The organism is Paenibacillus sp. FSL K6-4396 (assembly GCF_038002525.1).
GTDB lineage: Bacteria > Bacillota > Bacilli > Paenibacillales > Paenibacillaceae > Paenibacillus > Paenibacillus amylolyticus_B.
Genome location: NZ_JBBOCR010000001.1, coordinates 75,386 through 100,915 on the forward strand (window position 1 = coordinate 75,386; position 25,530 = coordinate 100,915).

Below are 25,530 nucleotides of genomic sequence, written 5' to 3' on the forward strand. Positions count from 1 at the left end.
ATGAGGAGGAGCAGGCATATGATACTGGTTATCGATAATTACGATTCTTTCACGTATAACCTGGTTCAATATCTGGGTGAACTGGGCGAGACGGTGGAAGTTCGCCGCAACGACGAGATTGATCTGGCAGGCATAGAGGCACTGGCACCTGATCATATTCTGATCTCTCCGGGCCCGTGTACACCGAATGAAGCGGGCATTAGTCTGGCAGTCATCGATCATTTCAAGGGAAGCATTCCGATCTTTGGTGTGTGCCTGGGGCATCAGTCCATTGGACAAGCGTTTGGTGGCAATGTCATTCGTGCGGAGCGCATGATGCACGGCAAAACATCCGAGATGCACCACAATGGGACATCGGTCTTTGCCGGATTGCCATCTCCATTCACAGCTACCCGTTACCACTCCCTGATTGTCGAGCGCAGCAGCTTGCCTGACTGCCTGGAGATTACAGCGGAGACAGCTGAAGGTGAGATTATGGGTTTGCGCCACAAAGAATATGCGATTGAAGGGGTTCAATTCCACCCGGAATCCATTATTACAGACCATGGTCATCAGATGCTTCGTAACTTTTTGTCCCAACAAGTGAAGGTTTAACATGCAATATGCCGCGATAAACGGAGAGTTGGTCAATATGGCGGCGGCCGTGGTTCCTGTAACGGATCACGGCTTTTTGTACGGACTTGGACTGTTTGAGACGTTCCGGACGTATCAAGGTGTCCCATATCTTTTGGAACGGCATCTGGAGCGCATGGCTTCGGGGTGTAAGGAACTTGGCATTCCTTTTACAACGACCGCGGCAGAGGTGACAGGTTGGCTTCAACGTTTGATGGATGCGAACGGACTTCGGGATGCGTATGTGCGATACACGGTATCAGCCGGTGAAGCACCGCTAGGCTTACCTTCTGGTGATTATTCGAAGCCAAATCATATTTTACTGGCAAAAGCATTACCTGAACCTTCTCCCTCTTTATATGAGAGCGGCAAAATGCTCCAACGGTTGTCTACACCTCGCAACACGCCCGAAGGAGCAGTTCGGTTCAAGTCGCTACATTACATGAACAGCATTCTGGCGAAACGGGAGCTTAATGGATACGGGCAGCATGTGCAGGGTGCGGAAGGGTTACAATTAACGCGGGATGGCCATATAGCGGAAGGGATCGTCAGCAATGTGTTTTGGGTACGGGAAAATGTTCTCTACACGCCAGCACTCTCAACCGGCATTCTGCCGGGTATCACGAGAGCTGTGGTAATGGAGATTGCCTCGCAGCAAGGAATCCCCTGCATAGAAACGTTAGCTTCCTGGGAGGATCTCCTGCAAGCAGATGAAATATTTCTAACCGGCTCGGTGGCCGAACTGGTTCCGGTGACAACTCTGCGGGATCAGGACGGAGCCGAAACGATAATTAGCAACGGACATATAGGCCCGGTTACAGCAGTCCTTCTGGGTATGTACCGGCAGAAAGCGGGGTATACTTCATGACACTTACACCTGTCATCTATGAACGGAACTATACATGGGGGCCAGCTGAGTTGAAGCTGGGTACAAGAACACAGATTATGGGCATTCTTAACGTCACGCCTGACTCATTCTCGGATGGTGGACGTTATACCAACGTGGAGCTGGCGGTTGCTCATGCCAAGCAGATGATGGAGGACGGGGCGGACCTGATTGATATCGGCGGGGAGTCCACCCGGCCAGGTTCAGATGTCGTGGGCGCCGATGAAGAGCTTAGCCGGATTATTCCGGTTATTGAAGCATTGCATCAGCAAGCCCCGCACATTCCGATATCGGTAGACACGTATAAGGCCGATGTTGCACGTCAGGCTATTCTGGCCGGTGCTCATATTATTAATGATGTGTGGGGTGCCAAGACAGATCCAGATATGGCCCGCACGGCAGCAGAGCTGGGGTGTCCCATCATTTTGATGCATAATCGGCAGGATCGGAATTACACCGATTATCTGAGTGATGTCGTCAGTGATTTGCAGGAGAGTATACAGATTGCGTTAACAGCCGGCGTGAAAGCAGATCAAATTATCCTGGACCCGGGCATTGGTTTTGTGAAGGATCTCGGAGAAAATCTGAAGCTCATGTCATCGCTCGGTTTGCTCAATGAAATGGGGTATCCCGTTCTGCTAGCCACCTCACGCAAAAGATTCATCCAGAACACCCTGAATGTCGGGGCGGATGATGCGCTGGAAGGAACCGCTGCGACCGTTGCATTTGGCATTGCCCAAGGCTGCCAGATGGTTCGGGTTCATGATGTGAAGCCGATTCGGCGGACGGCAGATATGTGTGATGCCATGTTATATGCTTCTCCGGGTATACGGAGGAAATAATGCTGGCGGGTCCCTGGTGACCCGTCCAGTGGAAGCGCAGCGTTTTTCAAAGGCGAAGCAAAAAGATATCTTCAAATAGATAAAAATTTCAATATATAGAGGGCAGGCGGATCGTATGGATAGAATGGTTATGCATCGAATGGAGTATTACGGATATCACGGTGTATTTGCCGAGGAGCGGAAGCTAGGGGCACGTTATTATATTGATCTGGAGATTGACATGGACCTGGGTGAGGCTGGGCGTAACGATGATCTGACCAAAACGATCAATTATGCGGAGATCCATGAGCTGGTAAAACAGATTGTAGAGAATAAATCATTCCAGTTAATTGAAGCTTTGGGCGAACATATTGCATCTTCTTTACTAGACACTTATACTATTATCAATGCATTGACAGTCAAGGTGACGAAGCCACATCCGCCATTCGATATTCATTTTGGGGGCGTAACGGTAGAGCTTCGCCGCACAAGAAAGTGAGAACCGATCATGATTGCACATTCGACCTCTGAATCTTCAGAGGCTTATATTGCTTTAGGGGCCAATTTGGGTGACCGGGAACAGACGTTGCTTGAAGCATTGTCTTTGCTCGATGAACACCCTCATATATCCGTTCTGCGTTGTTCAGCGCTATATGAGACGGAACCTGTAGGATATGTAGATCAGCCTGCGTTTCTGAATATGGCAGTCGCCGTACAGGTGATGCTGACACCGGAGCAGTTGCTTACAGAATTACTGGATATCGAGAATCGGCTCGGCCGTGTTCGTGATATTCGCTGGGGACCGCGCACCGTTGATCTGGATCTGCTCTGGATGCAAGGTGAGACGCGAGATACCGAATTGCTTCAATTGCCTCATCCCCGCATGGGAGAACGGGCTTTTGTGCTAGTCCCACTGTCGGATATCGTACCGGAGGGCGAGACTTCAGGTTTGTATACCTTTGTACACTCATCGTTGTCTGTACTGGATGGAAAGGATGGAATACAGCTTTGGAAAACATGCAATTGGCCAACCGAATCCGGGCATTCCGGAAGCTGAAAGGTTTAACACAACATGAACTTGCGGCCGAGACCGGCATCTCGCTGGCCATTCTGGGAACCATTGAACGGGGAAACCGTAAGGTATCACAGCAAGAGCTCGATCGAATTGCTGGTGTGCTGGCAATCAGTATCGAGGAGTTGCGGGGCAACTAGGACCGTTTCGGTTTCGCCATGTTACAACAACCAAGACACTGATCGAACTTTACATCGTGATATATACAGAATTAAAAAAGGAGTGGAACGACTACCGTGCTTAACATTGGTGGCATTGAAATGAAAAACCAGGTCGTACTTGCGCCGATGGCTGGCGTATGTAATCCGGCTTTTCGTTTGATCGCAAAAGAATTCGGAACAGGCCTCGTATGCGCGGAGATGGTGAGTGGCAAAGCCATTGTCCATGGCAACCAGCGTACACGTGAGATGTTGTTTGTAGATGAGCGTGAGAAACCGCTGAGCCTTCAGATTTTTGGGGGAGATCGTGATTCCCTCGTAGAAGCAGCCAAAATCGTGGACCAAGAAACCAATGCAGACATCATCGACATTAACATGGGATGCCCTGTGCCAAAGGTAACGAAATGTGATGCTGGTGCACGTTGGTTGCTTGATCCGAACAAAATCTATGAGATGGTATCCGCTGTTGTGGACGCGGTGGAGAAGCCGGTGACGGTCAAGATGCGTATCGGCTGGGATAACGAGCATATCTTCGCGGTGGAGAATGCGCTCGCGGTTGAACGTGCTGGTGGACAGGCGGTAAGTGTACACGGCCGTACCCGTGAGCAACTCTATACAGGCACAGCTGACTGGTCACATATCAAAGATGTAAAAGAAGCTGTCTCTATCCCAGTGATCGGCAATGGTGATGTCCATACACCAGAGGATGCACGCCGTATGCTGGATGAAACGGGTTGTGACGGAGTTATGATCGGTCGTGCCGCCCTGGGTAACCCATGGATGCTGTATCGTACCATTCAATACTTAAGCACGGGGGAATTGCTTCCTGACCCGAATGGCGAAGAGAAGATCCGTGTTGCCATCCTGCATATGGATCGCCTGATCGCATTGAAGAATGAGACAGTTGCCGTACGCGAGATGCGCAAACATCTGGCTTGGTATTTGAAAGGTTTGAAAGGATCTGCCCGCATCAAGGACGTTATTATGGAAGGAACCAAGCGGGACGAGATGGTACAGATTCTGGAGAACTTTGTGAGTCAGCTGAAAAGCGAAGGTAATTTGGAGTCAGAACCGGTAATCGCCGGAAATGCATCTTAATTATAAAACGCATCTGTAAAACGTTTACACCTATAGGGGACGTAACATTGACTTTTCGAGATCGTTCCCCTATAATTTCTCAGTATAAATTCGCCATGTGCGTTAATAAGGCTATAGCATCAGGAGGAATATTCTATTTCTCTGGAGAACTTCATATAGTTTTGAAGATGTATGCGAGCGGAGCTCTGTAACAAGCACTGATTCCGTTGCCGTACAATCAAATTTATTCCCATGACAGGAGAATCGGTTGAGATGAGCGACAAGGAAGTTATCCTTACACCAGAAGGACTCAAGAAGCTGGAAGAAGAATTGGAAACATTGAAATCAGTGAAGCGCCGCGAAGTGGCTGAACGGATTAAGGTAGCCATCGGGTATGGAGATATCAGTGAAAACTCTGAATACGAAGACGCGAAGAATGAGCAAGCTTTCATTGAAGGACGTGTAATCACGTTGGAGAAATTGCTTCGTAACGCGCGGATTATTAACAGCGACGAGATTGATACCGATGCCGTAAGTGTGGGTGCAACCGTCACTGTAGAAGATTTGGAGTTTGGCGACATCACGGAATATACGATTGTAGGTACCGCGGAGGCAGACCCGCTTCAGAACAAGATATCGAACGAGAGCCCTGTAGGTAAAGCGATTCTCGGCAAGAAAAAAGGTACAGTTGTTGATGTAAGTGTACCTGCTGGCGTAATTCAATATAAAATTATGGACATTAAAAAGCTATAGCAACGAAGCAGTTGGGCACGGTAAACAAAAGCTTCCTTAGGGAAGCTTTTTCAACATTAGAGGAAAAACGTCCTTTCACGATGCCTGCAATGTAAATAAGGAGATGAATACAGATCATGACGGATGAAGTCTTGAATCAGGAAACCGAACTTAGCGAGCTTTTACAAATTCGCCGTGACAAATTGGACGAGCTCCGCAAATTGGGAATCGACCCTTTTGGCCAAAAATACGTACGTACCGAAGAAGCCGGCTCCATTCTGAAGAAGTATGAAGAACTGACCAAGGAAGAGCTGGAAGAGAAGCACATCGAAGTCAGTATTGCCGGACGGATTATGGCGAAGCGGGGAATGGGTAAAGCAAGCTTCGCACATATTCAGGACCTGAGCGGCAGAATCCAGATCTATGTTCGTCAGGATAGCGTGCCTGAAGACAAGTATGCGGCATTTAGCCTGCTGGACCTTGGCGATATCGTTGGGGTAACGGGTGTGATCTTTAAGACCAAAACAGGTGAAACTTCTGTCAAAGTGAAAGATCTTGAAGTGCTGTCCAAATCGCTCTATCCGCTTCCGGATAAATTCCATGGTCTCACCGACGTAGAGCTGCGTTACCGCCAGCGTTATGTTGACCTGATTATGAGCCCGGACGTACAACAGACCTTTATCGCACGTTCCAAAATCATTCAATCGATGCGTCGTTACCTGGATTCCCTTGGATATCTGGAAGTGGAAACACCTACGTTGCATACCATCGCAGGAGGAGCGGCAGCACGTCCGTTCATTACACATCACAATGCGCTGGATATGGAACTGTACATGCGGATTGCGATTGAACTTCACCTGAAACGTCTGATTGTTGGCGGACTGGAGAAGGTATATGAGATCGGCCGTGTATATCGGAACGAAGGGATGTCCACACGTCACAATCCGGAATTCACAATGATTGAGTTGTATGAGGCATATGCCGACTACAAGGACATTATGCAATTAACGGAGAATCTGGTAGCTCATATTGCACAGGAAGTACTGGGTACGCAAGTAATCCAGTATGGAGATTATGAAGTAGATCTTACGCCGCAGTGGCGTCGTGTTACGATGGTGGATGCAGTTAAGGAAGTTGTGGGCGTAGACTTCTCCGTACACATGACGGATGAGGAAGCACATAACCTGGCGAAGGAACATAAGGTTCCGGTTGAAAAACATATGACATTTGGTCATATTCTGAACGCGTTCTTTGAAGAGTTTGTGGAAGAGACGTTGATTCAACCGACATTCATTATGGGACATCCTCTTGAAATCTCACCACTTGCGAAGAAAAATGATGTAGATCCGCGCTTCACGGATCGCTTCGAATTGTTCATCGTTGGACGTGAGCATGCCAATGCCTTCACAGAGCTGAATGATCCAATCGATCAGCGTCAACGCTTTGAAGCACAGATGCTGGAGAAAGAACATGGGAACGACGAAGCTCATGAGATGGATGACGACTTCATCCGTGCGCTCGAATATGGTATGCCACCAACAGGCGGATTGGGAATCGGGGTGGATCGTCTGATCATGCTGCTTACCAACTCCCCGTCGATTCGTGACGTACTGCTCTTCCCGCACATGCGTCCTCGTACGCAAGATTAAATAAGGAACGTAGTATACGTTCATAATAGAAGAGGAACCTGCCGTTCAGTATCATGCTGGGGCAAGTTCCTCTTTAGGTTTACATAGACGCTAAAAATAAAGTTGTCAGAAGGCCGTTGCTCACAGCACACCATTAGGGTAGCATCGCGTCTTGAAATTGTTAGATTAACCTGTACGTATTTTTGTTAAAAGAGGTGCCCTTCATGCAGTTCAGGCTTCACTTTGCCAAATTCTTATCTCCTCCGTTAATTCTGGTCGGTGGTTTTCTGCTTATCATTGCGATTGGAACGGTGCTTCTCATGTTGCCAATCTCCAACCAAAGCGGTATGCATTTGGCGTTTATTGACGCGCTCTTTACATCAACCTCTGCCGCATGTGTAACTGGACTTGTCGTTGTGGATGTAGGGACGACCTTTAATTTGTTTGGTCAGTTCGTCATTATGGTATTAATGCAGCTTGGTGGACTCGGATTCATGACCATGGCTACTCTCTTTGCACTTGTATTGGGCAAGCGAATTTCACTCAAGGACAGGTTATTACTCAAAGAAGCCATTAATGCAGATAGTATGGAAGGGATAGTACGCATTATCCGCAAGGTGTTGATTTTCTCCTTTACCATTGAAGGGGTGGCGGCTGTCATATTAGCACTGCGCTGGGCAACAGAGATGCCTTTGAGTCAGGCCGTATACTATGGATTATTCCACTCTGTTTCATTGTTTAATAACGGCGGATTTGATCTGTTTGGTAACAGCTTCCAATACTACACTGGAGATTGGATATTCAATGTGACCGCTTCTGTGCTCGTTGTCTCTGGTGGACTGGGTTTTGTTGTATTGAATGACCTGTTTGAGTATCGCAAACGTCGCCGTTTATCTCTTCAGTCCAAACTGGTGCTGTCTGTATCCGGAGCGCTGATCGGTATAGGAGCGATTGTCTTGTTTGTTTTCGAATTCACCAATGGACATACACTGGCTTCACTCACATGGAGCGAGAAGATCTACGCGTCCTTCTTCCAGTCTGTCTCTACACGTTCGTCGGGAACGAGCACAATCGATATCACGGAGATGAGGCAGGCTACCCAATTCTTCTTCATTCTGCTGATGTTTATCGGAGCTTCCCCTGGATCGACCGGGGGCGGAATCAAGACGACTACATTCTTGATCATGATTGGTGCAGTGTATGCCATGATTCGGGGGAATAAGGATATTGTGTTTTTCCGCCAGCGTGTTCCGAAAGAACTGCTGATGAGGGCTTTGACCATTATTATGGTTTCTCTGATCATATTCATGATCGTGGTGATGCTTCTGCTTACGACAGAGGATGCGCCATTCCTTTCACTGATGTTTGAAGCTGCATCCGCAATCGGTACCGTGGGTCTTTCTGTGGGAGTGACTGATGAGTTGACCAATTGGGGAAAAATCATTATTACCTTTACCATGTTTGTAGGTCGGATTGGGCCATTAACCATCGCGTATGCCCTTCGTCCGCGCAAAGAGAAGAAACTGTATCGTCATCCGGAAGGCCGGATCATTATCGGATAAAAAGAAAAACCGTCAGACATTCAGAACTAACTCCTGTTATCGTAACGGGCCTTAGTCACAACGAATGTGCTGCGGTTTTTTTTGGTTTAACGGCACAAGGAAGCAAGATGTAAGGTGAGAACATCGTCCATAAGCTTGGCATTCATCTGATCCGGTCTAAGCACGGTATGTATGCCTAAGCCATCCACCAGTGCATACAATCTTTCAATCTCCAGTTCTTTGTCCAGATCGGTTCTGGAGAGGTCGAGCTTTATCAGGTAGGTGATAACAGAGCCTACGGCTTGTCTGAGTTCATCATATACGGTATTAGCAAGTTCTTTGAGTGTAGGATCGGTTTTCGATCTGGCTGTAAAAGCGTACCACACCTCCATTTCGGCCAGTTTTTCTTCCGTGTTTGGTAAGAATTCAAGCAATAGGCATTTCATATTGTGCATGGGAGGACCGGTAAAGGACATTTTTTGGACTCGATGAGACACCCGTTCAGATACCAGATTCATGGCATATCGTAGTAGTTCCGATTGAGTAGAAAAGTAGTGGCGCATTGAGCCAACCGAAACTCCAGCTTCTTCAGCGATATTCCGAACAGAGGCTTGTTCCATGCCATCTCTTCGTATAATACGCCAAGCTGCCTCGGCCACGAGCACGCGCTGTTTATCATGATCAACAATTTTAGGCATAGGCATATTATATCACTGTTGATTATTATAGTACATGCGTGTTAAATTATATTTAATACATATGTACCAAAAAGGAGGGGCTGAAATGATTGGTTATTTCATTATAGGTTGTGAGATTGCCTTTTGGGTGTTTGTGTTCACGGGTCTGAGTGTCAGGTATCTCCTTGGCATGAAGCGGTTAGGCATCGGTTTGTTAATGGCAACGCCGGTTATCGATCTGTTATTGCTGGTAGCTACAGTCATGGATCTACAGCGAGGAGCTACAGCAAGTATGATTCATGGTATAGCTGCGGTGTATATAGGGGCAAGCATTGCTTATGGTCACCAGATGATCGCTTGGGCGGATCGATATTTCCTATATTGGTTCAAGGGTGGAGAAAACCCTCGCAGCATCAAGTTATATGGTAGAGAGCATGCGAGTCGTGAACGTAGTGGATGGTTTAGACATCTATTGGCTTGGGCTTTAGGAAGTGCTTTTTTATTCGCCATGATATGGTGGATTGGAGATGCTGAACGTACAGCTGCCTTCAATAATCTGATCAGAGTGTGGGGAATGATACTCGGAATCGATTTTCTGATAAGTTTTAGTTACAGTTTATGGCCAAGAAAGGTTCCTGCTAGGAATGTTAAACATTAAAGTGAAAATGGACGTGCGTATGAACTTGCTAAGTTGGGAGAGTACCATATGTACGTCTGTATTAAATCAAACCGATTGTTAATATAGTTTCAAAAAAAGACTTGCATTCAATAACTGTACATGGTATATTCTAATTCCGGCCAAGAAAACACGGTTTACACGGTGCGGCGAGCGAATGAAATAAGCTTCGAAAGAAACTTAAAAAAGAGCTTGCAAAGTTGGTTCGGATGTGATAAGATATAAAAGTTGCTGAAGAGAACAACATTCGGTAACAAAAATAAGTTTGATCTTTGAAAACTGAACAACGAGTGAGTAAACATTCTGCTTGCAGAATGAACGCGAAAGTTTGAAACAAGCCTTGGCTTGGATCGACTGGAGCACAAATGAGATTTTTAATCTCGTCAGATTCAAAATGAGCTTATCGCTCTTTTCAATACTTTATTGGAGAGTTTGATCCTGGCTCAGGACGAACGCTGGCGGCATGCCTAATACATGCAAGTCGAGCGGACTTGATGAGAAGCTTGCTTCTCTGATAGTTAGCGGCGGACGGGTGAGTAACACGTAGGCAACCTGCCCTCAAGTTTGGGACAACTACCGGAAACGGTAGCTAATACCGAATAATTGTTTTCTTCGCCTGAAGGAAACTGGAAAGACGGAGCAATCTGTCACTTGGGGATGGGCCTGCGGCGCATTAGCTAGTTGGTGAGGTAACGGCTCACCAAGGCGACGATGCGTAGCCGACCTGAGAGGGTGATCGGCCACACTGGGACTGAGACACGGCCCAGACTCCTACGGGAGGCAGCAGTAGGGAATCTTCCGCAATGGGCGAAAGCCTGACGGAGCAATGCCGCGTGAGTGATGAAGGTTTTCGGATCGTAAAGCTCTGTTGCCAGGGAAGAACGCTTGGGAGAGTAACTGCTCTCAAGGTGACGGTACCTGAGAAGAAAGCCCCGGCTAACTACGTGCCAGCAGCCGCGGTAATACGTAGGGGGCAAGCGTTGTCCGGAATTATTGGGCGTAAAGCGCGCGCAGGCGGTCATTTAAGTCTGGTGTTTAATCCCGGGGCTCAACCCCGGATCGCACTGGAAACTGGGTGACTTGAGTGCAGAAGAGGAGAGTGGAATTCCACGTGTAGCGGTGAAATGCGTAGATATGTGGAGGAACACCAGTGGCGAAGGCGACTCTCTGGGCTGTAACTGACGCTGAGGCGCGAAAGCGTGGGGAGCAAACAGGATTAGATACCCTGGTAGTCCACGCCGTAAACGATGAGTGCTAGGTGTTAGGGGTTTCGATACCCTTGGTGCCGAAGTTAACACATTAAGCACTCCGCCTGGGGAGTACGGTCGCAAGACTGAAACTCAAAGGAATTGACGGGGACCCGCACAAGCAGTGGAGTATGTGGTTTAATTCGAAGCAACGCGAAGAACCTTACCAGGTCTTGACATCCCTCTGACCGGTACAGAGATGTACCTTTCCTTCGGGACAGAGGAGACAGGTGGTGCATGGTTGTCGTCAGCTCGTGTCGTGAGATGTTGGGTTAAGTCCCGCAACGAGCGCAACCCTTATATTTAGTTGCCAGCACTTCGGGTGGGCACTCTAGATAGACTGCCGGTGACAAACCGGAGGAAGGTGGGGATGACGTCAAATCATCATGCCCCTTATGACCTGGGCTACACACGTACTACAATGGCCGGTACAACGGGCTGCGAAATCGCGAGATGGAGCCAATCCCAACAAAGCCGGTCTCAGTTCGGATTGCAGGCTGCAACTCGCCTGCATGAAGTCGGAATTGCTAGTAATCGCGGATCAGCATGCCGCGGTGAATACGTTCCCGGGTCTTGTACACACCGCCCGTCACACCACGAGAGTTTATAACACCCGAAGTCGGTGGGGTAACCGCAAGGAGCCAGCCGCCGAAGGTGGGATAGATGATTGGGGTGAAGTCGTAACAAGGTAGCCGTATCGGAAGGTGCGGCTGGATCACCTCCTTTCTATGGAGAATCGTTTCCTGCAACGGAAACATTCAAATAAGCAGGTTCTTAGAACCTGCGACAGCGATTCATTTTGGTCCATCACTTCGGTGTGGATGAAATGAAGAGCACAAGCAACTCACTCGTTGTTCGGTTTTGAGAGCTCAAACTCTCAAAACAGCTTGCTTTTGCATGGAGCTTGTTCTTTGAAAACTAGATATCGAAACGAAACAAACGCGAATTAGAACATTCCTTTTTAGCTGAACTTGTGTTAAACAAGTTTAATAAATTGGTACTTAATTGCTTTTGCGATGGTATTGGATGGGAGTGACTTTTGGCTTTGGACGTAGTCCAAAACAAGGGAAGCGAGCAGCCAAAACCGGAGCAAACTGGTTAAGCTACTAAGAGCACACGGAGGATGCCTAGGCGCTAGGAGCCGATGAAGGACGTGGCGAACAACGAAACTGCCTCGGGGAGCTGTAAGCAAGCTTTGATCCGGGGGTGTCCGAATGGGGAAACCCAGCTGGGGTAATTTCCAGTTACTCACAACTGAATACATAGGTTGTGCAGAGGCATACCAGGGGAACTGAAACATCTAAGTACCCTGAGGAAGAGAAAACAATAGTGATTCCGTCAGTAGCGGCGAGCGAACGCGGAGAAGCCCAAACCAGAGAGCTTGCTCTTTGGGGTTGTGGGACGTCTCACATGGAGTTACAAAGGAACCGGTTAAGCGAAGAGGTCTGGAAAGGCCCGCCAAAGAAGGTAAAAGCCCTGTAGTTGAAAGTCTGTTCCCTCCGAGACGGATCCCGAGTAGTGCGGGGCACGTGAAACCCCGTATGAATCCGGCAGGACCATCTGCCAAGGCTAAATACTTCCTAGCGACCGATAGTGAAGCAGTACCGTGAGGGAAAGGTGAAAAGCACCCCGGAAGGGGAGTGAAATAGAACCTGAAACCGTGTGCTTACAAAAAGTCAGAGCCCGTTTTAGGGGTGATGGCGTGCCTTTTGTAGAATGAACCGGCGAGTTACGTTCCCGTGCAAGGTTAAGGTGAAGAGCCGGAGCCGCAGCGAAAGCGAGTCTGAATAGGGCGACTTAGTACGTGGACGTAGACCCGAAACCGGGTGATCTACCCCTGTCCAGGGTGAAGGTGCGGTAACACGCACTGGAGGCCCGAACCCACGCATGTTGAAAAATGCGGGGATGAGGTGGGGGTAGCGGAGAAATTCCAATCGAACTCGGAGATAGCTGGTTCTCCCCGAAATAGCTTTAGGGCTAGCCTCGGAAAACAGAGTCGTGGAGGTAGAGCACTGATTGGGTGCGGGGCCCGCAAGGGTTACCAAGCTCAGTCAAACTCCGAATGCCATAGACTTACTTCCGGGAGTCAGACAGTGAGTGCTAAGATCCATTGTCAAAAGGGAAACAGCCCAGACCATCAGCTAAGGTCCCCAAGTGTGTGTTAAGTGGGAAAGGATGTGGAGTTGCACAGACAACCAGGATGTTGGCTTAGAAGCAGCCACCATTGAAAGAGTGCGTAATAGCTCACTGGTCGAGTGACTCTGCGCCGAAAATGTAACGGGGCTAAACACACCACCGAAGCTATGGCTTGATGCTTTGCATCAGGGGTAGGGGAGCGTTGTATAAGGGTTGAAGGTGTACCGTAAGGAGCGCTGGACATTATACAAGTGAGAATGCCGGTATGAGTAACGAAAAGATCAGTGAGAATCTGATCCGCCGAAAGCCTAAGGGTTCCTGAGGAAGGCTCGTCCGCTCAGGGTAAGTCGGGACCTAAGGCGAGGCCGAAAGGCGTAGTCGAAGGACAACAGGTCGAAATTCCTGTACCACCGTAAGCCGTTATGAGCAATGGGGGGACGCAGTAGGGTAGTGACGCGGACTGATGGATGTCCGTCTAAGCAGTAAGGCTGATGTGTAGGCAAATCCGCACATTGTAAGGCTGAGCTGTGATGGGGAGCGAAAATTGTAGTAGCGAAGGTCATGATCTCACACTGCCAAGAAAAGCCTCTAGCCAGGTGAAGGTGCCCGTACCGCAAACCGACACAGGTAGGCGAGAAGAGTATTCTAAGGCGCGCGGAAGAACTCTCGTTAAGGAACTCGGCAAAATGACCCCGTAACTTCGGGAGAAGGGGTGCCCCGGTAGTGTGAATAGCACGAGGGGGCCGCAGTGAAAAGGCCCAAGCGACTGTTTAGCAAAAACACAGGTCTGTGCGAAGCCGTAAGGCGAAGTATACGGGCTGACGCCTGCCCGGTGCTGGAAGGTTAAGGGGAGTGGTTAGGGAGTAATCCCGAAGCTGTGAACCGAAGCCCCAGTAAACGGCGGCCGTAACTATAACGGTCCTAAGGTAGCGAAATTCCTTGTCAGGTAAATTCTGACCCGCACGAATGGCGTAACGACTTGGGCGCTGTCTCAACGAGAGATCCGGTGAAATTTTAATACCTGTGAAGATGCAGGTTACCCGCGACAAGACGGAAAGACCCCATGGAGCTTTACTGCAGCTTGATATTGAATTTGGGTACGATCTGTACAGGATAGGTGGGAGCCTTTGAAGCAGGAGCGCCAGCTTCTGTGGAGGCAACGTTGGGATACCACCCTGATCGTATCTAGGTTCTAACCTGGTACCGTAATCCGGTGCGGGGACAGTGTCAGGTGGGCAGTTTGACTGGGGCGGTCGCCTCCTAAAGAGTAACGGAGGCGCCCAAAGGTTCCCTCAGAATGGTTGGAAATCATTCGAAGAGTGCAAAGGCATAAGGGAGCTTGACTGCGAGACCTACAAGTCGAGCAGGGACGAAAGTCGGGCTTAGTGATCCGGTGGTACCGCATGGAAGGGCCATCGCTCAACGGATAAAAGCTACCCTGGGGATAACAGGCTTATCTCCCCCAAGAGTCCACATCGACGGGGAGGTTTGGCACCTCGATGTCGGCTCATCGCATCCTGGGGCTGAAGTAGGTCCCAAGGGTTGGGCTGTTCGCCCATTAAAGCGGTACGCGAGCTGGGTTCAGAACGTCGTGAGACAGTTCGGTCCCTATCTGTCGTGGGCGTAGGAAATTTGAGAGGAGCTGTCCTTAGTACGAGAGGACCGGGATGGACGTACCGCTGGTGTACCAGTTGTTCCGCCAGGAGCACCGCTGGGTAGCTATGTACGGACGGGATAAACGCTGAAAGCATCTAAGCGTGAAGCCCCCCTCAAGATGAGATTTCCCAGTATGTAAGACCCCTTGAAGACGACGAGGTAGATAGGCTGGGGGTGGAAGTGCAGCAATGCATGGAGCTGACCAGTACTAATCGGTCGAGGGCTTATCCAATAGCAAGTGATAATTCGCAGGTTTCGTTTCGAATCTAGTTTTCAGAGAACGATCTCTGAAATGTAAGCACAGCTATGCGTTTGGTGGCGATGGCGGAGGGGTTCCACACGTACCCATCCCGAACACGACCGTTAAGCCCTCTAGCGCCGATGGTACTTGGACCGCAGGGTCCTGGGAGAGTAGGACGCCGCCAAGCGAAGAACCACTGCCGATGTTATTCGGTGGTGGTTTTTATTATATAGATTTATTAAGCAGTTTGGGATTGAAATACAGATTGAATTTGGTAATTTATCAGCACAATAGGATGTATAAAATTAACGTTATTCGATACGAATTGACGTTTTTTTGCGTAATAAATAGACTTGTCCGCTCTGGAAAAACAGTTGTGTTCATCAGGCAATACACCTGATATAACCAAGTACTTTTCCTTGACAGTCTAAATATCGCTTTGCTAAGATGGCAATAATAAATTTTTCAGAAAACGTATTTTCGGCGTAAAATACAGCCTGGAATCTTCGGGTTTTGGACCGTAAAGCTGAGCAAACATAAGGAGGAACACTTGCGTGTGGGAAGATAAATTTGGTAAGGAAGGCCTCACCTTTGATGATGTATTGCTAGTGCCACGGAAATCCGAGACACTGCCTAAAGAAGTAGATGTATCTATTCGTTTGAGCGATACTGTAAAGCTAAATATCCCTTTGATCAGTGCGGGTATGGATACAGTAACTGAAGCGACATTGGCTATTGCCATTGCACGTGAAGGCGGCATCGGTATTATCCATAAAAATATGTCAGTTGAACAACAGGCAGAAGAAGTAGATCGTGTTAAACGTTCGGAGAGTGGTGTTATTACGAATCCATTCTCACTGACGGCAGATCATCTGGTATCTGATGCGGAAGCAGTAATGGCGAAATATCGGATCTCTGGTGTACCTATTATTGAAGGAGATCAGAAGCTGGTTGGTATTTTGACTAATCGCGATTTGCGTTTTATCCATGATTACGGCATCAAAATTAGCGAAGTCATGACTCATGAGAATCTGGTTACCGCTCCTGTTGGCACTACACTGCAAGAAGCTGAAGGTATCCTTCAGAAGCACAAGATTGAGAAACTTCCATTAGTTGATGAGACAAACACGTTGAAAGGTCTTATCACGATTAAAGATATTGAGAAAGCCATTCAATTCCCTCATGCAGCCAAAGACGCTCAAGGACGTTTGTTGGTTGGTGCAGCAATTGGTATTTCCAAAGATACATTTGAACGTGCAGATGCTTTGGTACAAGCTGGTGTCGACCTGATTACGGTAGACTCGGCTCACGGACACCACATCAATATCATTGAAGCTGTACGTCAGCTTCGCGAACGTTTCCCTAGCCTGACCATCGTTGCAGGTAACGTCGCTACTGGCGCTGCCACTCGTGACCTGATCGAAGCAGGGGCTTCGGTAGTCAAAGTGGGTATTGGTCCAGGTTCGATTTGTACAACACGTGTTATTGCTGGTATTGGTGTACCTCAAGTAACTGCAGTGTACGATTGTGCAACAGTGGCACGCGAATATGGAGTTCCGATTATCGCGGATGGCGGAATTAAATATTCTGGTGAAATTACGAAGGCACTGGCTGCAGGCGCACACGCGGTGATGCTGGGAAGTTTGTTTGCCGGCACAGCGGAAAGCCCGGGGGAAACTGAAATCTTCCAAGGACGTAGCTACAAAGTATACCGCGGTATGGGTTCAATGGCTGCAATGAAACAAGGTAGTAAAGATCGTTACTTCCAAGATGATGACAAGAAACTGGTTCCGGAAGGAATCGAAGGTCGTGTCGCTTACAAAGGACCATTGTCTGATACGATCCACCAACTGATTGGTGGTCTGCGTTCGGGTATGGGATACTGTGGTACAAGTAACTTGGAGCAACTTCGTAACGATACAGGCTTTATCCGAATTACAGGTGCGGGACTTCGCGAAAGTCATCCCCATGATGTACAGATTACCAAAGAAGCACCTAACTACTCGTTGTAATCTGAAGAGAGTTAATTATTTCCAGGGCAGGCTCGGTGATTTTCACCGGGTCTGTCTTTTTTTGCAGATACCCCTGTGATAGAATAGAACAAGCGGTGACGATCCAAGGGTGGATTAAGGCGTTGCGGCGGCTATTTGACGTGAATCTATGAACATGCTTTTGAAAAGCAAATGCAGTGCCAGAAAAGGCTGCCAGTTAAACAGAAGCGCGGACGTCCTTTTTTACATAAGCATTTGGAAAATGCGGACTAAGTGACAATCGATAACGAACTTTAGGAGCAATAATATTGCTCGTTCGATACAGCGCATATAGCACACATCTCATACATCAAACACGCAGGTTGGGGAACAAGAAAATCGCAGCATAAGCTGCACTGAAGCAATTAACAATGCTTTGGATCGAAGGGAGTATTCATCATTGAAAGCCAAACACATGAATAAAAAGAAACGCCAAATGCTCAAAAAGAGCGTAGCCTCGGTAATGCTAATTAACATGCTTTGCATGTCTGCAGTCATGCCGGTCATGGCTGCTGCGGATAACTCCGGTCAGGTTCTAACTGCTGCGGCAACAACAACGAAGACGGAGAAAGCCGTACAGGTGCCTGGGGTAGACTCACTTGGGCTTGAGGTTAGATCAGCGGTGCTAATGGAAGCATCAACGGGACAGATTCTACTAAATGTCGATGCGGATAAAGCGATGCCACCTGCAAGTATGACCAAGATGATGACAGAGTACATTGTCGCAGAACAGGTCAAACAAGGTAAATTCGGCTGGGACGATATTGTAACTGTTAAAAAGAATGCTGCACAAAGTATCGGGTCGCGAATTTTCCTCGCGGAAGGTGACCAGCACACAGTTAAGGATCTCTATATTGCAATGGCTGTTGGCTCTGCCAATGATGCTACGGTTGCTTTGGCTGAACATGTTGCTGGTTCGGAAGAAGCTTTCGTGAAAATGATGAATGATGAAGCGAAGCGTATGGGCATGAAGGATACCTTCTTCATCAACTCTTCCGGTCTCGACCGAGCAGATATGCCTGCTGATTTCCGCCCAGCTGAAGACAAGGAAACGGTGATGTCCGCTCTGGATGCTGCAATTCTATGCCGATATATCATCATGGATCACCCGGACTACAAAGATTTCACAACGATTCAATCCTATAAGTTCCGTCCCAATGATAAAGCTCCAATTATCAATTACAACTGGATGCTGGAAGCGAATGAAAATATAACCAATTTCAAAAGCTATGCCTATGAAGGTCTGGATGGAATGAAAACAGGCCATACCACGAACGCAGGTAATAACTTTACAGGTACAGCAGAACGTAACGGTATGCGTCTAATTAGTGTCGTTATGGGCACAGATTCGGAATCCGCACGTTTCAGAGAAACTAAAAAGGTATTGGACTATGGATTTAACAACTTTGAAGTGAAACAGGCTGTTGCAGGCAAGACCAAAGTGACGGGCTGGGAAGCGGTACCTTTGAAAAAAGGGAAAGAAACAACCGTTCCTGTTGTAACAGATAATGCGGTAAGTTTCGTTGTACCCAAAGGTACTCAGAACCTGGATGTGACGTTCAAAGCCAACGTAACTGAGGCTGACAAGTTGGTAGCACCACTCAAGGCAGGTACAAAGGTTGGTACAGTAACGTACACGTATAAAGCAGATGGAATTGAGCCACAGGAAAAAACAGTGAACTTGATCACTGCTGAAGAGGCTGAAAAAGGCGGATGGTTCCGTTTGTTCTTCCGTGCCGTGAAGGATTTCTTCGTGGATCTTTTTGACGGAATCAAAAACTTGTTCTAACCCTTAGCAGACTTCATGGAAAGAGTATGATCATGATTTTATTGCTTACATGGTCATATCATTGACAAAATACAAGTTATTCCGACCGGATGGATTGTATATTTACAATTTTTCCGGTAAAATATCAAGTTAGAATTCACGTATGATGAAGTGAAAAAGTACAATGTTCGTTTACCGTATGCAAGATCGTGGCTGGTAAGAGAAGGGGAATGAGCGTATGAAGATCGGCGTTTTAGCACTTCAAGGAGCTGTCACAGAGCATATTCGAAGTATTGAACGTGCTGGAGCAGAAGGTATAGCTATCAAACAGGTTCAGCAATTGGAAGACTTGGATGGTCTTATCCTTCCTGGTGGGGAAAGCACGACGATCGGTAAACTGATGCGCAAGTATGGGTTTATGGATGCCATTCGGGCGTTTGCTGCTGAGGGCAAACCGGTATTTGGTACCTGTGCTGGCTTGATCGTTATGGCTAAACACATTGCAGGGCAAGAAGAAGCTCATTTGGAGCTAATGGATATGACAGTATCCCGAAATGCATTTGGACGGCAGAGAGAGAGTTTTGAGACGGATTTGCCAGTCAAAGGTATTGAGGAAACGGTAAGGGCTGTATTTATACGGGCGCCCTTGATTGAGAGTGTCGGAGACCAGGTGGAGGTTCTCTCCACATACAAGGATGAGATTGTTACGGCTCGTCAGGGACATTTGTTGGCTTGCTCCTACCATCCGGAATTGACGGATGACTATCGTCTGCATACTTATTTTGTAGACATGGCCAGATCCTACAAACACACGGTAGACTCTAAATAATGCATGATGTACAACCTATGATCTCCCGGTCATCGGATCACTTCCCCAGAGGCCGTGTAAGGCCACTGGTTGGCAGTTGCATCTGAACGGATGCCTTGATGTTGCCTGTATCTGCTTCATAGCGGGAATCGCAGCGGAGGGTGACAAGGGGGATATAGGTTGTTTTTTGGGTTACAGGTTCCGATAAGTATATAGTAAGGTGTATACAATAGAGTTCTGAGAATGGATTTAACATAAGGCTTCACGTTGTGAGGTTATTTAGGAGGGGTATATCGTGCTTGATGTGAAAATATTGCGGAATGAGTATGCACGTGTAGAAGAAGCGTTGACTAAACGTGGCAAATCGCTGGATCTTATCGCTGGATTTACCGAGATGGATGCCAAGCGTCGGGAGTTGCTTCAAGAGAGTGAAACACTGAAGAGTCGTCGGAATACAGTCTCCGCGGAAGTTGCTAGACTGAAGAAGAATCGTGAGAATGCTGATGATCTGATTGTGGAGATGCGTGAAGTCTCTGATCGAATCAAAGCCATGGACGAGGAAGTTCGGGAACTGGAAGTAAAGATCAATGATCTCACAATGGCGATTCCTAATATTCCTAACGAAAGCGTACCAATTGGAGCTTCTGAAGACGACAATGTTGAGATTCGTCGTTGGGAAGAGCCGAAGTCATTTACTTTTGCACCAAAAGCACACTGGGAAATTGCGCAGGATCTCGATATTCTTGATTTTGAAGCGGCTGCCAAAGTAACAGGTTCACGTTTTACCTTTTATAAAGGATTAGGCGCACGTCTGGAACGTGCATTGATTAACTTCATGATGGATCTTCACAGCGATCAACATGGATATGAAGAGATTCTGCCTCCATACATCGTTAATCGGGATAGCTTGTTTGGAACAGGTCAACTGCCCAAGTTTGAAGAAGATCTGTTCAAGTTGAAAGATACCGAATATTATCTGATTCCTACTGCTGAAGTTCCGGTAACGAACTATCATCGCGAAGAGATTCTGAATGTAGATCAATTGCCGAAGCACTTCGTGGCATACAGCTCTTGTTTCCGTTCTGAAGCCGGTTCAGCTGGACGGGATACACGCGGCTTGATTCGTCAGCATCAATTCAACAAAGTAGAGCTGCTCAAGCTCTCTACTCCGGAGACTTCATATGAAGAGCTGGAGCAAATGACTCAAAATGCGGAGCGTGTGCTTCAATTGTTGGGCTTGCCGTATCGCGTCCTGACTTTGTGCACGGCAGATATGGGCTTCACTTCAGCTAAAACGTATGATATTGAAGTATGGTTGCCTGAGAGCGACACTTATCGTGAGATTTCTTCGTGCTCCAACTGTGAAGACTTCCAGGCACGTCGTGCCAATATCCGTTTCCGCAGAGAGCCAAAAGCCAAACCGGAATTTGTTCATACATTGAACGGGTCAGGATTGGCCGTTGGACGGACGGTAGCTGCTATCCTGGAGAACTATCAACAGGAAGATGGTACGGTTGTCATTCCTGAAGCATTACGTCCTTATATGGGCGGTGCAAGTGTGATTGCACATCGCTCTTAAGTAAGAGTTAGCTAACCTTCCTCATCAAAGGGAATACAAATTCAATCCGTCATTTTGGAATGGCGGATTGGAGTGTTTTGTATAACTGAAGCAGTTGTCTGATACGGGATCATCATTTTTAATATAAAAAGGTTGCATTATAATGTCGAGATGTGGTATGATACTTTTCGTGGCAAGTTTATAAAAGTTAATTTCCCTGGAGAGGTACCGAAGCGGTCATAACGGGGCGGTCTTGAAAACCGTTAGGGGGCAACTCCACGTGGGTTCGAATCCCACCCTCTCCGCCATACTACACTTATAACAAGGATTCGAGCGATTTCGCTCGGGTCCTTTTTTGCGTTGTGAGTTTGTCCGGCGTAGTGAGCATACAGGTTGGTAACCGACATATACGTTGCACAGTACAACGTTTATTTAGAATAGGGCTAACATGTATAAAAACATCTTCATCGCCGCACTTTATAGGAGTGGAGGTGGTAAGATGAACCGCGAGTTAAACATCGATCAGACAGAGCTTGTAGGGGCTTGGCAAGAACGTTTGCCTCAAGTCCTGAATGTTGGAGACCAGGCTCAGGTAATGGCCGATGAAGCCGATCAGCAGGCGATTCGGATACACATTGCTACAGCAGGGCACGAGATGTACTCTTTTGATTTCAAATGTGCATATGTCGATTCCCGTGAAGTCAGCGTACAGCTGATTGATGTGGAACGGGATGGACGGACGACGGATGAGCGTACAGAACCGATTCAGGAACTGGCTCACGATTATACACGGCACATTCATGAATGCGCCCAGTCGTTACAATCACAGACGAGATAATAGCCTGAAATCTGAAGGAGTGAAATCAATTGACTAAAGCCAAAGCGGGAGTAGACAAAAACCTGCAAAATGTAGTCGATGATCTGGAGCAACCTGCCGTAAACAGTCATCATGCCCAGCAAATTCAGCAAGATATTAATGATCGCCGTCATCAGGATGCACTGAATCATGACAAAACGGAAGATAGGGACCCATCCCATTCCTAACAATGATGAGGGGGCAATAATATGAGCAAACCAAAAACAATTCCCGTACCGGAAGCGCAAGCATCCGAACAGCATCATCATTCATCCAAACGCACTTCCATGCAGGAACCATTATCCGGTTCCAAAAAAGTGAAAAATCAAAATCATGTGGATCATTTGAACCCCCAAGGTTAATAGAAGAAACCAAATCACGCAAAAGTCCCTTGTTACCTAACAGGGGGCTTTTGCGTATTCATACATATATAAAGACAGGCACATGGTTATTCCCAAAGCTGACATAGGTCTTTGTAGCCATTTTAAAGAGGAAAGATCACATTTTTCCCAAATTAGGTTTCGGTATCTGGTGATATGGTATATCATTGATATTGAATTACTTTTTTGGGGTTATCACGAGAGGAGAGACAAAAATGACTAAACGTATGGGGGCGCTTCTTCTTACGTTGCTGTTAACCGTATCTATGGCATTGACAGCATGTAGCAGCAAGCAGGAACCAAAAGAGGCATTGAAGACGGCTGCAGCCAATGCTTCCAAATTAACTTCGTATGAGATGAGTTCCAACTTTACAATTAATGAATTGAGCTATAAACCTGGGGATGCTTCACAAACTGATCCTACTATGACTCAGTTTATGAGCATGCTGAAGGATGCTCAGTTGAATGTAACGGGTGTATACCAAAGTGAGCCAATGCAGACAGAGATGACTCTTGGCATCGAACTTAAAGGCGACATGGGGATGACCTTTAACATCCCAATGGTGATGACGGCAGAGAAACTCTATGTGAAAGTGCCGAATATTCCGTTCTTCCCGATTCCGGAGAACGTTGTAGGCAAATTCCTGGAACTTGACCTGAAAGAACTGGCTGAGCAAGAGGGTACGGAATGGAACCCGGATGCTATGGACGCAGCCAAAACGCAAAAGCTGAGCAACGAAGTTATGGACGCAGTGCTGAGCGAGTACGATCAAGCTAAATTCTTCAAAAATCTAGACACCAAAGATGCAAAACTTCCTGAAGGTGTAGATGCGAAGCAAGTTGTACAATTCTCGGTGAATAATGACAATGTTAAAGAAGCAGTTACTGTACTGGTAACAAAAGCTATGCCTAAAGTATTGGATATTCTGTCCAAAGAGGAATATCGTGAAATGCTGCAAATGGATCAGGCTGATATCGACAAAGCTAAAGAAGATCTGAAGATCACTGAAGCAGATCAGGCTGAAATGGCTAAAGACTTGGATAAATTGAAAGATGTTCTGACAATTAACCAATTCAACATCGATTTCGCATTGGACAAAAACGACTTCCCTGTATATCAAAAGATGGTCGCTGATGTGCTGATCAAGCCAGAAGGTACAAAAGACGAAGTGAAATTGGCATTTACCGGTTCCAATACGTACACCAAGATTAACGAAAAAGCAGCATTCAAAATCAACATCCCTACTGGCGATGACGTAATTACTATGCAAGAGTTCGAAGAATTGATGAACGCTTCATACGGATACTAATCTCGCTGAGTTCAAACCGTCTGTGATTCAAGTGAAGGATAATCTTCTTCCGCTTGGATACAGGCGGTTTTTTTATGTTAGACAGCATAAGAGGGGATATCCGCAGAATGATTGATCTTTGATTTTGAATTATGGCTGGGGACATACAAATAAAACCGCACTCTCTCCTACATAACTAGGGTAGTGCGGCTTTGAATATTGAATTTGTATCGTCTTGAATTGGGAATACAGACAGCTCTGTGGTGGAGCTTCTAAATTAATTAATCCGCAAGTTCATCCAAGTCTTCAGCAAGTACAGCATAGATCTGATGATCCTGATACTTGCCATTGATCTTGAGGTATTTGCGAGCCGTACCTTCAAACTGGAATCCATTCTTCTCTAATACGCGTTGCGAACCTTTGTTGGTGGGTAGTACCGCAGCCTGAATCCGATTTAACTTCAGTGCACGGAAGCCATAAGCTACGGCCAGTTTAACCGCTGCTGTCATTCGTCCGCCACCCTGATAATCCGGATGGATAAAGTAACCCATATCCGCATAATTGGCAACGCCCAATACGACATTGTTGATACTTACTTGTCCAATCAACAGGCTGTCTTTAATGGTATAGATTCCAAATTGATATCCTGTACCATCTTCTGCTGCCCTGACCCGATCCTCAATCCGCCGAGTCTGAACATCCAGTGTATAAAAATCATTCTCCCGCACGGGTTCTACAGCTTGATAGGGGACACGTGTAACCTGAATCAGGTCCAGATAGGATTGTGTATCCTGAGATGTGAGCAACCGAAGGCTTATGCCATTGGCTGTATCATAGAGTGTTAGTGCCATTGCAGCATACTTCCTTTCTAATTGGGATGTTTGTAGTCGGGGACTACTTTAACTTTTGGCGCAGACTTCTGAAAAATTGAGTTAGCATCGTGGAGCATTCAGGCTGGAGGATATCCGGGATCACCTCCGTGCGATGGTTAAAACGAGGCTCCTGTAGCAGATTCATCAGTGTACCTGCACAGCCTGCCTTGGGATCAGCCGTACCATAGATGACGCGGGGAACTCTGGATTGTACAATTGCACCTGCACACATCGGACAAGGTTCCAGTGTGACGTACAGGGAACAATCCAATAAACGCCAAGCCCCAATGGTCTCGCTGGCCTGACGGATAGCCACCATCTCTGCATGGGCGGTGGAATCCAGCGTAGTTTCACGCAGATTGTATCCTCGACCAATGATTTGGTTATTTTGTACGATTACAGCTCCAATCGGCACTTCCCCAAGAGCCTCAGCTTTGTAGGCCTCGGCAATGGCCTCCCGCATCCAGTGCTCATGCTGAGCTTCCTCAGATAAATGCGCAAGATCGGTCGGAAGAAAATGGTCAGTCATTACTATATAACTCCTTCCAAAATCGTTTATTCAGCGAACAAATATTCGGGTTGTTAACATGTTGTGCATAGAATTGTGGATAACCTTGTAGCTGCTCACATAGTTATAAACAAACTATCCACAAGCCTGTGGGTATGTGGATAAATACAGTGATTAATTTCATTGTAGAGTTCGAAAATGCAAAAAACAACGAATTTCGAGCTTTTCAGTCATTCGGTAACTTTTGGACACAGGTCAATTATCCTTTTCAAAAAGACATACAAGCGTTATGATGGAGATA

At 47.2% G+C, this 25,530-nt stretch carries 22 protein-coding genes, 1 tRNA gene and 3 rRNA genes; 23 read left to right on the forward strand and 3 right to left on the reverse strand.

Annotated features, from left to right (window positions below):
- The first annotated feature begins 18 nt into the window (after positions 1-18).
- The 10 genes from pabA to MHB85_RS00395 all read left to right on the forward strand — a co-directional run bounded on the left by pabA (position 19) and on the right by MHB85_RS00395 (position 8,548).
- Entirely contained in the window at positions 19-594 is a 576-nt protein-coding gene (pabA, locus tag MHB85_RS00350; RefSeq protein ID WP_036606106.1) for an aminodeoxychorismate/anthranilate synthase component II, read from the forward strand.
- Position 595: 1 nt separating this feature from the next.
- A complete protein-coding gene (locus MHB85_RS00355; RefSeq protein ID WP_341072220.1) occupies positions 596-1,480 on the forward strand; it encodes an aminotransferase class IV in 885 nt (294 codons plus the stop codon).
- The gene (gene folP, locus MHB85_RS00360) at positions 1,477-2,340 is read left to right on the forward strand and encodes a dihydropteroate synthase (protein WP_341072221.1); all 864 of its coding nucleotides are present in this window, start codon (positions 1,477-1,479) and stop codon (positions 2,338-2,340) included. Before MHB85_RS00355 ends, folP begins: the two co-directional genes overlap by 4 nt.
- Positions 2,341-2,455: 115 nt before the next feature.
- Entirely contained in the window at positions 2,456-2,818 is a 363-nt protein-coding gene (gene folB, locus MHB85_RS00365) for a dihydroneopterin aldolase (protein WP_053778905.1), read from the forward strand.
- 9 nt (positions 2,819-2,827) lie between these two features.
- A complete protein-coding gene (gene folK / locus MHB85_RS00370) occupies positions 2,828-3,376 on the forward strand; it encodes a 2-amino-4-hydroxy-6-hydroxymethyldihydropteridine diphosphokinase (protein WP_341072222.1) in 549 nt (182 codons plus the stop codon).
- Positions 3,337-3,531 (forward strand): helix-turn-helix domain-containing protein, encoded by a 195-nt coding sequence (locus tag MHB85_RS00375; RefSeq protein WP_036668438.1) that lies wholly within the window; start codon positions 3,337-3,339, stop codon positions 3,529-3,531. The genes folK and MHB85_RS00375 overlap by 40 nt, the downstream gene beginning before the upstream one ends.
- Before the next feature lie 96 nt (positions 3,532-3,627).
- Positions 3,628-4,647 carry a tRNA dihydrouridine synthase DusB gene (gene dusB / locus MHB85_RS00380; RefSeq protein WP_091018303.1) on the forward strand — a complete coding sequence of 340 codons (1,020 nt, stop codon included), beginning with the start codon at positions 3,628-3,630 and terminating at the stop codon, positions 4,645-4,647.
- 252 nt (positions 4,648-4,899) lie between these two features.
- Positions 4,900-5,379 carry a transcription elongation factor GreA gene (gene greA, locus MHB85_RS00385; RefSeq protein ID WP_036606099.1) on the forward strand — a complete coding sequence of 160 codons (480 nt, stop codon included), beginning with the start codon at positions 4,900-4,902 and terminating at the stop codon, positions 5,377-5,379.
- 116 nt (positions 5,380-5,495) lie between these two features.
- The gene (lysS, locus tag MHB85_RS00390) at positions 5,496-7,007 is read left to right on the forward strand and encodes a lysine--tRNA ligase (protein ID WP_047844500.1); all 1,512 of its coding nucleotides are present in this window, start codon (positions 5,496-5,498) and stop codon (positions 7,005-7,007) included.
- Positions 7,008-7,210: 203 nt separating this feature from the next.
- A complete protein-coding gene (locus MHB85_RS00395; RefSeq protein WP_341072223.1) occupies positions 7,211-8,548 on the forward strand; it encodes a TrkH family potassium uptake protein in 1,338 nt (445 codons plus the stop codon).
- Positions 8,549-8,634: 86 nt separating this feature from the next.
- On the opposite strand, the gene MHB85_RS00400 is transcribed toward MHB85_RS00395, so the two are convergent.
- Positions 8,635-9,231: a TetR/AcrR family transcriptional regulator gene (locus MHB85_RS00400; protein ID WP_341072225.1), complete on the reverse strand. Its 597-nt coding sequence runs from the start codon at positions 9,229-9,231 to the stop codon at positions 8,635-8,637.
- Between the two features lie 79 nt (positions 9,232-9,310).
- Here MHB85_RS00400 and MHB85_RS00405 point away from each other — a divergent pair, with 79 nt between their 5' ends.
- The 13 genes from MHB85_RS00405 (at position 9,311) to MHB85_RS00465 (ending at position 23,870) form a co-directional block, all read left to right on the forward strand.
- A complete protein-coding gene (locus MHB85_RS00405) occupies positions 9,311-9,862 on the forward strand; it encodes a hypothetical protein (protein ID WP_341072226.1) in 552 nt (183 codons plus the stop codon).
- Positions 9,863-10,300: 438 nt separating this feature from the next.
- A 16S ribosomal RNA gene (locus MHB85_RS00410) occupies positions 10,301-11,853 on the forward strand.
- Positions 11,854-12,223: 370 nt separating this feature from the next.
- Positions 12,224-15,151, forward strand: a 23S ribosomal RNA gene (locus MHB85_RS00415).
- A gap of 79 nt (positions 15,152-15,230) precedes the next feature.
- Positions 15,231-15,347 (forward strand): 5S ribosomal RNA (rrf, locus tag MHB85_RS00420).
- Together the 16S, 23S and 5S rRNA genes form the textbook arrangement of a ribosomal RNA operon.
- A gap of 367 nt (positions 15,348-15,714) precedes the next feature.
- On the forward strand, positions 15,715-17,172 hold the full coding sequence (gene guaB, locus MHB85_RS00425) for an IMP dehydrogenase (RefSeq protein WP_036607306.1): 1,458 nt from the start codon (positions 15,715-15,717) through the stop codon (positions 17,170-17,172).
- Positions 17,173-17,590: 418 nt separating this feature from the next.
- Positions 17,591-18,979 carry a D-alanyl-D-alanine carboxypeptidase family protein gene (locus MHB85_RS00430; RefSeq protein WP_341072227.1) on the forward strand — a complete coding sequence of 463 codons (1,389 nt, stop codon included), beginning with the start codon at positions 17,591-17,593 and terminating at the stop codon, positions 18,977-18,979.
- Between the two features lie 217 nt (positions 18,980-19,196).
- The gene (pdxT, locus tag MHB85_RS00435; RefSeq protein ID WP_036671585.1) at positions 19,197-19,787 is read left to right on the forward strand and encodes a pyridoxal 5'-phosphate synthase glutaminase subunit PdxT; all 591 of its coding nucleotides are present in this window, start codon (positions 19,197-19,199) and stop codon (positions 19,785-19,787) included.
- A 274-nt stretch (positions 19,788-20,061) separates the two neighbouring features.
- A complete protein-coding gene (gene serS, locus MHB85_RS00440; protein WP_091020218.1) occupies positions 20,062-21,345 on the forward strand; it encodes a serine--tRNA ligase in 1,284 nt (427 codons plus the stop codon).
- 198 nt (positions 21,346-21,543) lie between these two features.
- Positions 21,544-21,632, forward strand: a tRNA-Ser gene (locus MHB85_RS00445).
- A gap of 191 nt (positions 21,633-21,823) precedes the next feature.
- A complete protein-coding gene (locus MHB85_RS00450; protein WP_036607297.1) occupies positions 21,824-22,162 on the forward strand; it encodes a hypothetical protein in 339 nt (112 codons plus the stop codon).
- Between the two features lie 29 nt (positions 22,163-22,191).
- Positions 22,192-22,368 (forward strand): hypothetical protein, encoded by a 177-nt coding sequence (locus MHB85_RS00455; RefSeq protein ID WP_017691325.1) that lies wholly within the window; start codon positions 22,192-22,194, stop codon positions 22,366-22,368.
- Positions 22,369-22,389: 21 nt separating this feature from the next.
- Complete coding sequence (locus MHB85_RS00460) at positions 22,390-22,542, forward strand: small acid-soluble spore protein P (protein WP_091020216.1); 153 nt, start codon at positions 22,390-22,392, stop codon at positions 22,540-22,542.
- 233 nt (positions 22,543-22,775) lie between these two features.
- Entirely contained in the window at positions 22,776-23,870 is a 1,095-nt protein-coding gene (locus tag MHB85_RS00465) for a hypothetical protein (RefSeq protein WP_047841148.1), read from the forward strand.
- Positions 23,871-24,130: 260 nt separating this feature from the next.
- Here the strand turns inward: MHB85_RS00465 and MHB85_RS00470 are convergent, their stop codons facing one another.
- On the reverse strand, positions 24,131-24,700 hold the full coding sequence (locus tag MHB85_RS00470; RefSeq protein ID WP_192136412.1) for a GNAT family N-acetyltransferase: 570 nt from the start codon (positions 24,698-24,700) through the stop codon (positions 24,131-24,133).
- A gap of 43 nt (positions 24,701-24,743) precedes the next feature.
- Positions 24,744-25,250, reverse strand: a complete 507-nt coding sequence (gene tadA, locus MHB85_RS00475) for a tRNA adenosine(34) deaminase TadA (protein ID WP_091020213.1) — start codon at positions 25,248-25,250, stop codon at positions 24,744-24,746.
- Between the last annotated feature and the right edge of the window lie 280 nt (positions 25,251-25,530).

Excerpts from the sequence above, each read along its gene's own strand:
- pabA (WP_036606106.1), top strand. The coding sequence starts at position 19 with ATGATACTGGTTATCGATAATTACGATTCTTTCACGTATAACCTGGTT.
- MHB85_RS00355 (WP_341072220.1), top strand. The coding sequence starts at position 596 with ATGCAATATGCCGCGATAAACGGAGAGTTGGTCAATATGGCGGCGGCC.
- folP (WP_341072221.1), top strand. The coding sequence starts at position 1,477 with ATGACACTTACACCTGTCATCTATGAACGGAACTATACATGGGGGCCA.
- folB (WP_053778905.1), top strand. The coding sequence starts at position 2,456 with ATGGATAGAATGGTTATGCATCGAATGGAGTATTACGGATATCACGGT.
- folK (WP_341072222.1), top strand. The coding sequence starts at position 2,828 with ATGATTGCACATTCGACCTCTGAATCTTCAGAGGCTTATATTGCTTTA.
- MHB85_RS00375 (WP_036668438.1), top strand. The coding sequence starts at position 3,337 with ATGCAATTGGCCAACCGAATCCGGGCATTCCGGAAGCTGAAAGGTTTA.
- greA (WP_036606099.1), top strand. The coding sequence starts at position 4,900 with ATGAGCGACAAGGAAGTTATCCTTACACCAGAAGGACTCAAGAAGCTG.
- lysS (WP_047844500.1), top strand. The coding sequence starts at position 5,496 with ATGACGGATGAAGTCTTGAATCAGGAAACCGAACTTAGCGAGCTTTTA.
- MHB85_RS00395 (WP_341072223.1), top strand. The coding sequence starts at position 7,211 with ATGCAGTTCAGGCTTCACTTTGCCAAATTCTTATCTCCTCCGTTAATT.
- MHB85_RS00400 (WP_341072225.1), bottom strand. The coding sequence starts at position 9,231 with ATGCCTATGCCTAAAATTGTTGATCATGATAAACAGCGCGTGCTCGTG.
- MHB85_RS00405 (WP_341072226.1), top strand. The coding sequence starts at position 9,311 with ATGATTGGTTATTTCATTATAGGTTGTGAGATTGCCTTTTGGGTGTTT.
- pdxT (WP_036671585.1), top strand. The coding sequence starts at position 19,197 with ATGAAGATCGGCGTTTTAGCACTTCAAGGAGCTGTCACAGAGCATATT.
- MHB85_RS00450 (WP_036607297.1), top strand. The coding sequence starts at position 21,824 with ATGAACCGCGAGTTAAACATCGATCAGACAGAGCTTGTAGGGGCTTGG.
- MHB85_RS00460 (WP_091020216.1), top strand. The coding sequence starts at position 22,390 with ATGAGCAAACCAAAAACAATTCCCGTACCGGAAGCGCAAGCATCCGAA.
- MHB85_RS00465 (WP_047841148.1), top strand. The coding sequence starts at position 22,776 with ATGACTAAACGTATGGGGGCGCTTCTTCTTACGTTGCTGTTAACCGTA.
- MHB85_RS00470 (WP_192136412.1), bottom strand. The coding sequence starts at position 24,700 with ATGGCACTAACACTCTATGATACAGCCAATGGCATAAGCCTTCGGTTG.
- tadA (WP_091020213.1), bottom strand. The coding sequence starts at position 25,250 with ATGACTGACCATTTTCTTCCGACCGATCTTGCGCATTTATCTGAGGAA.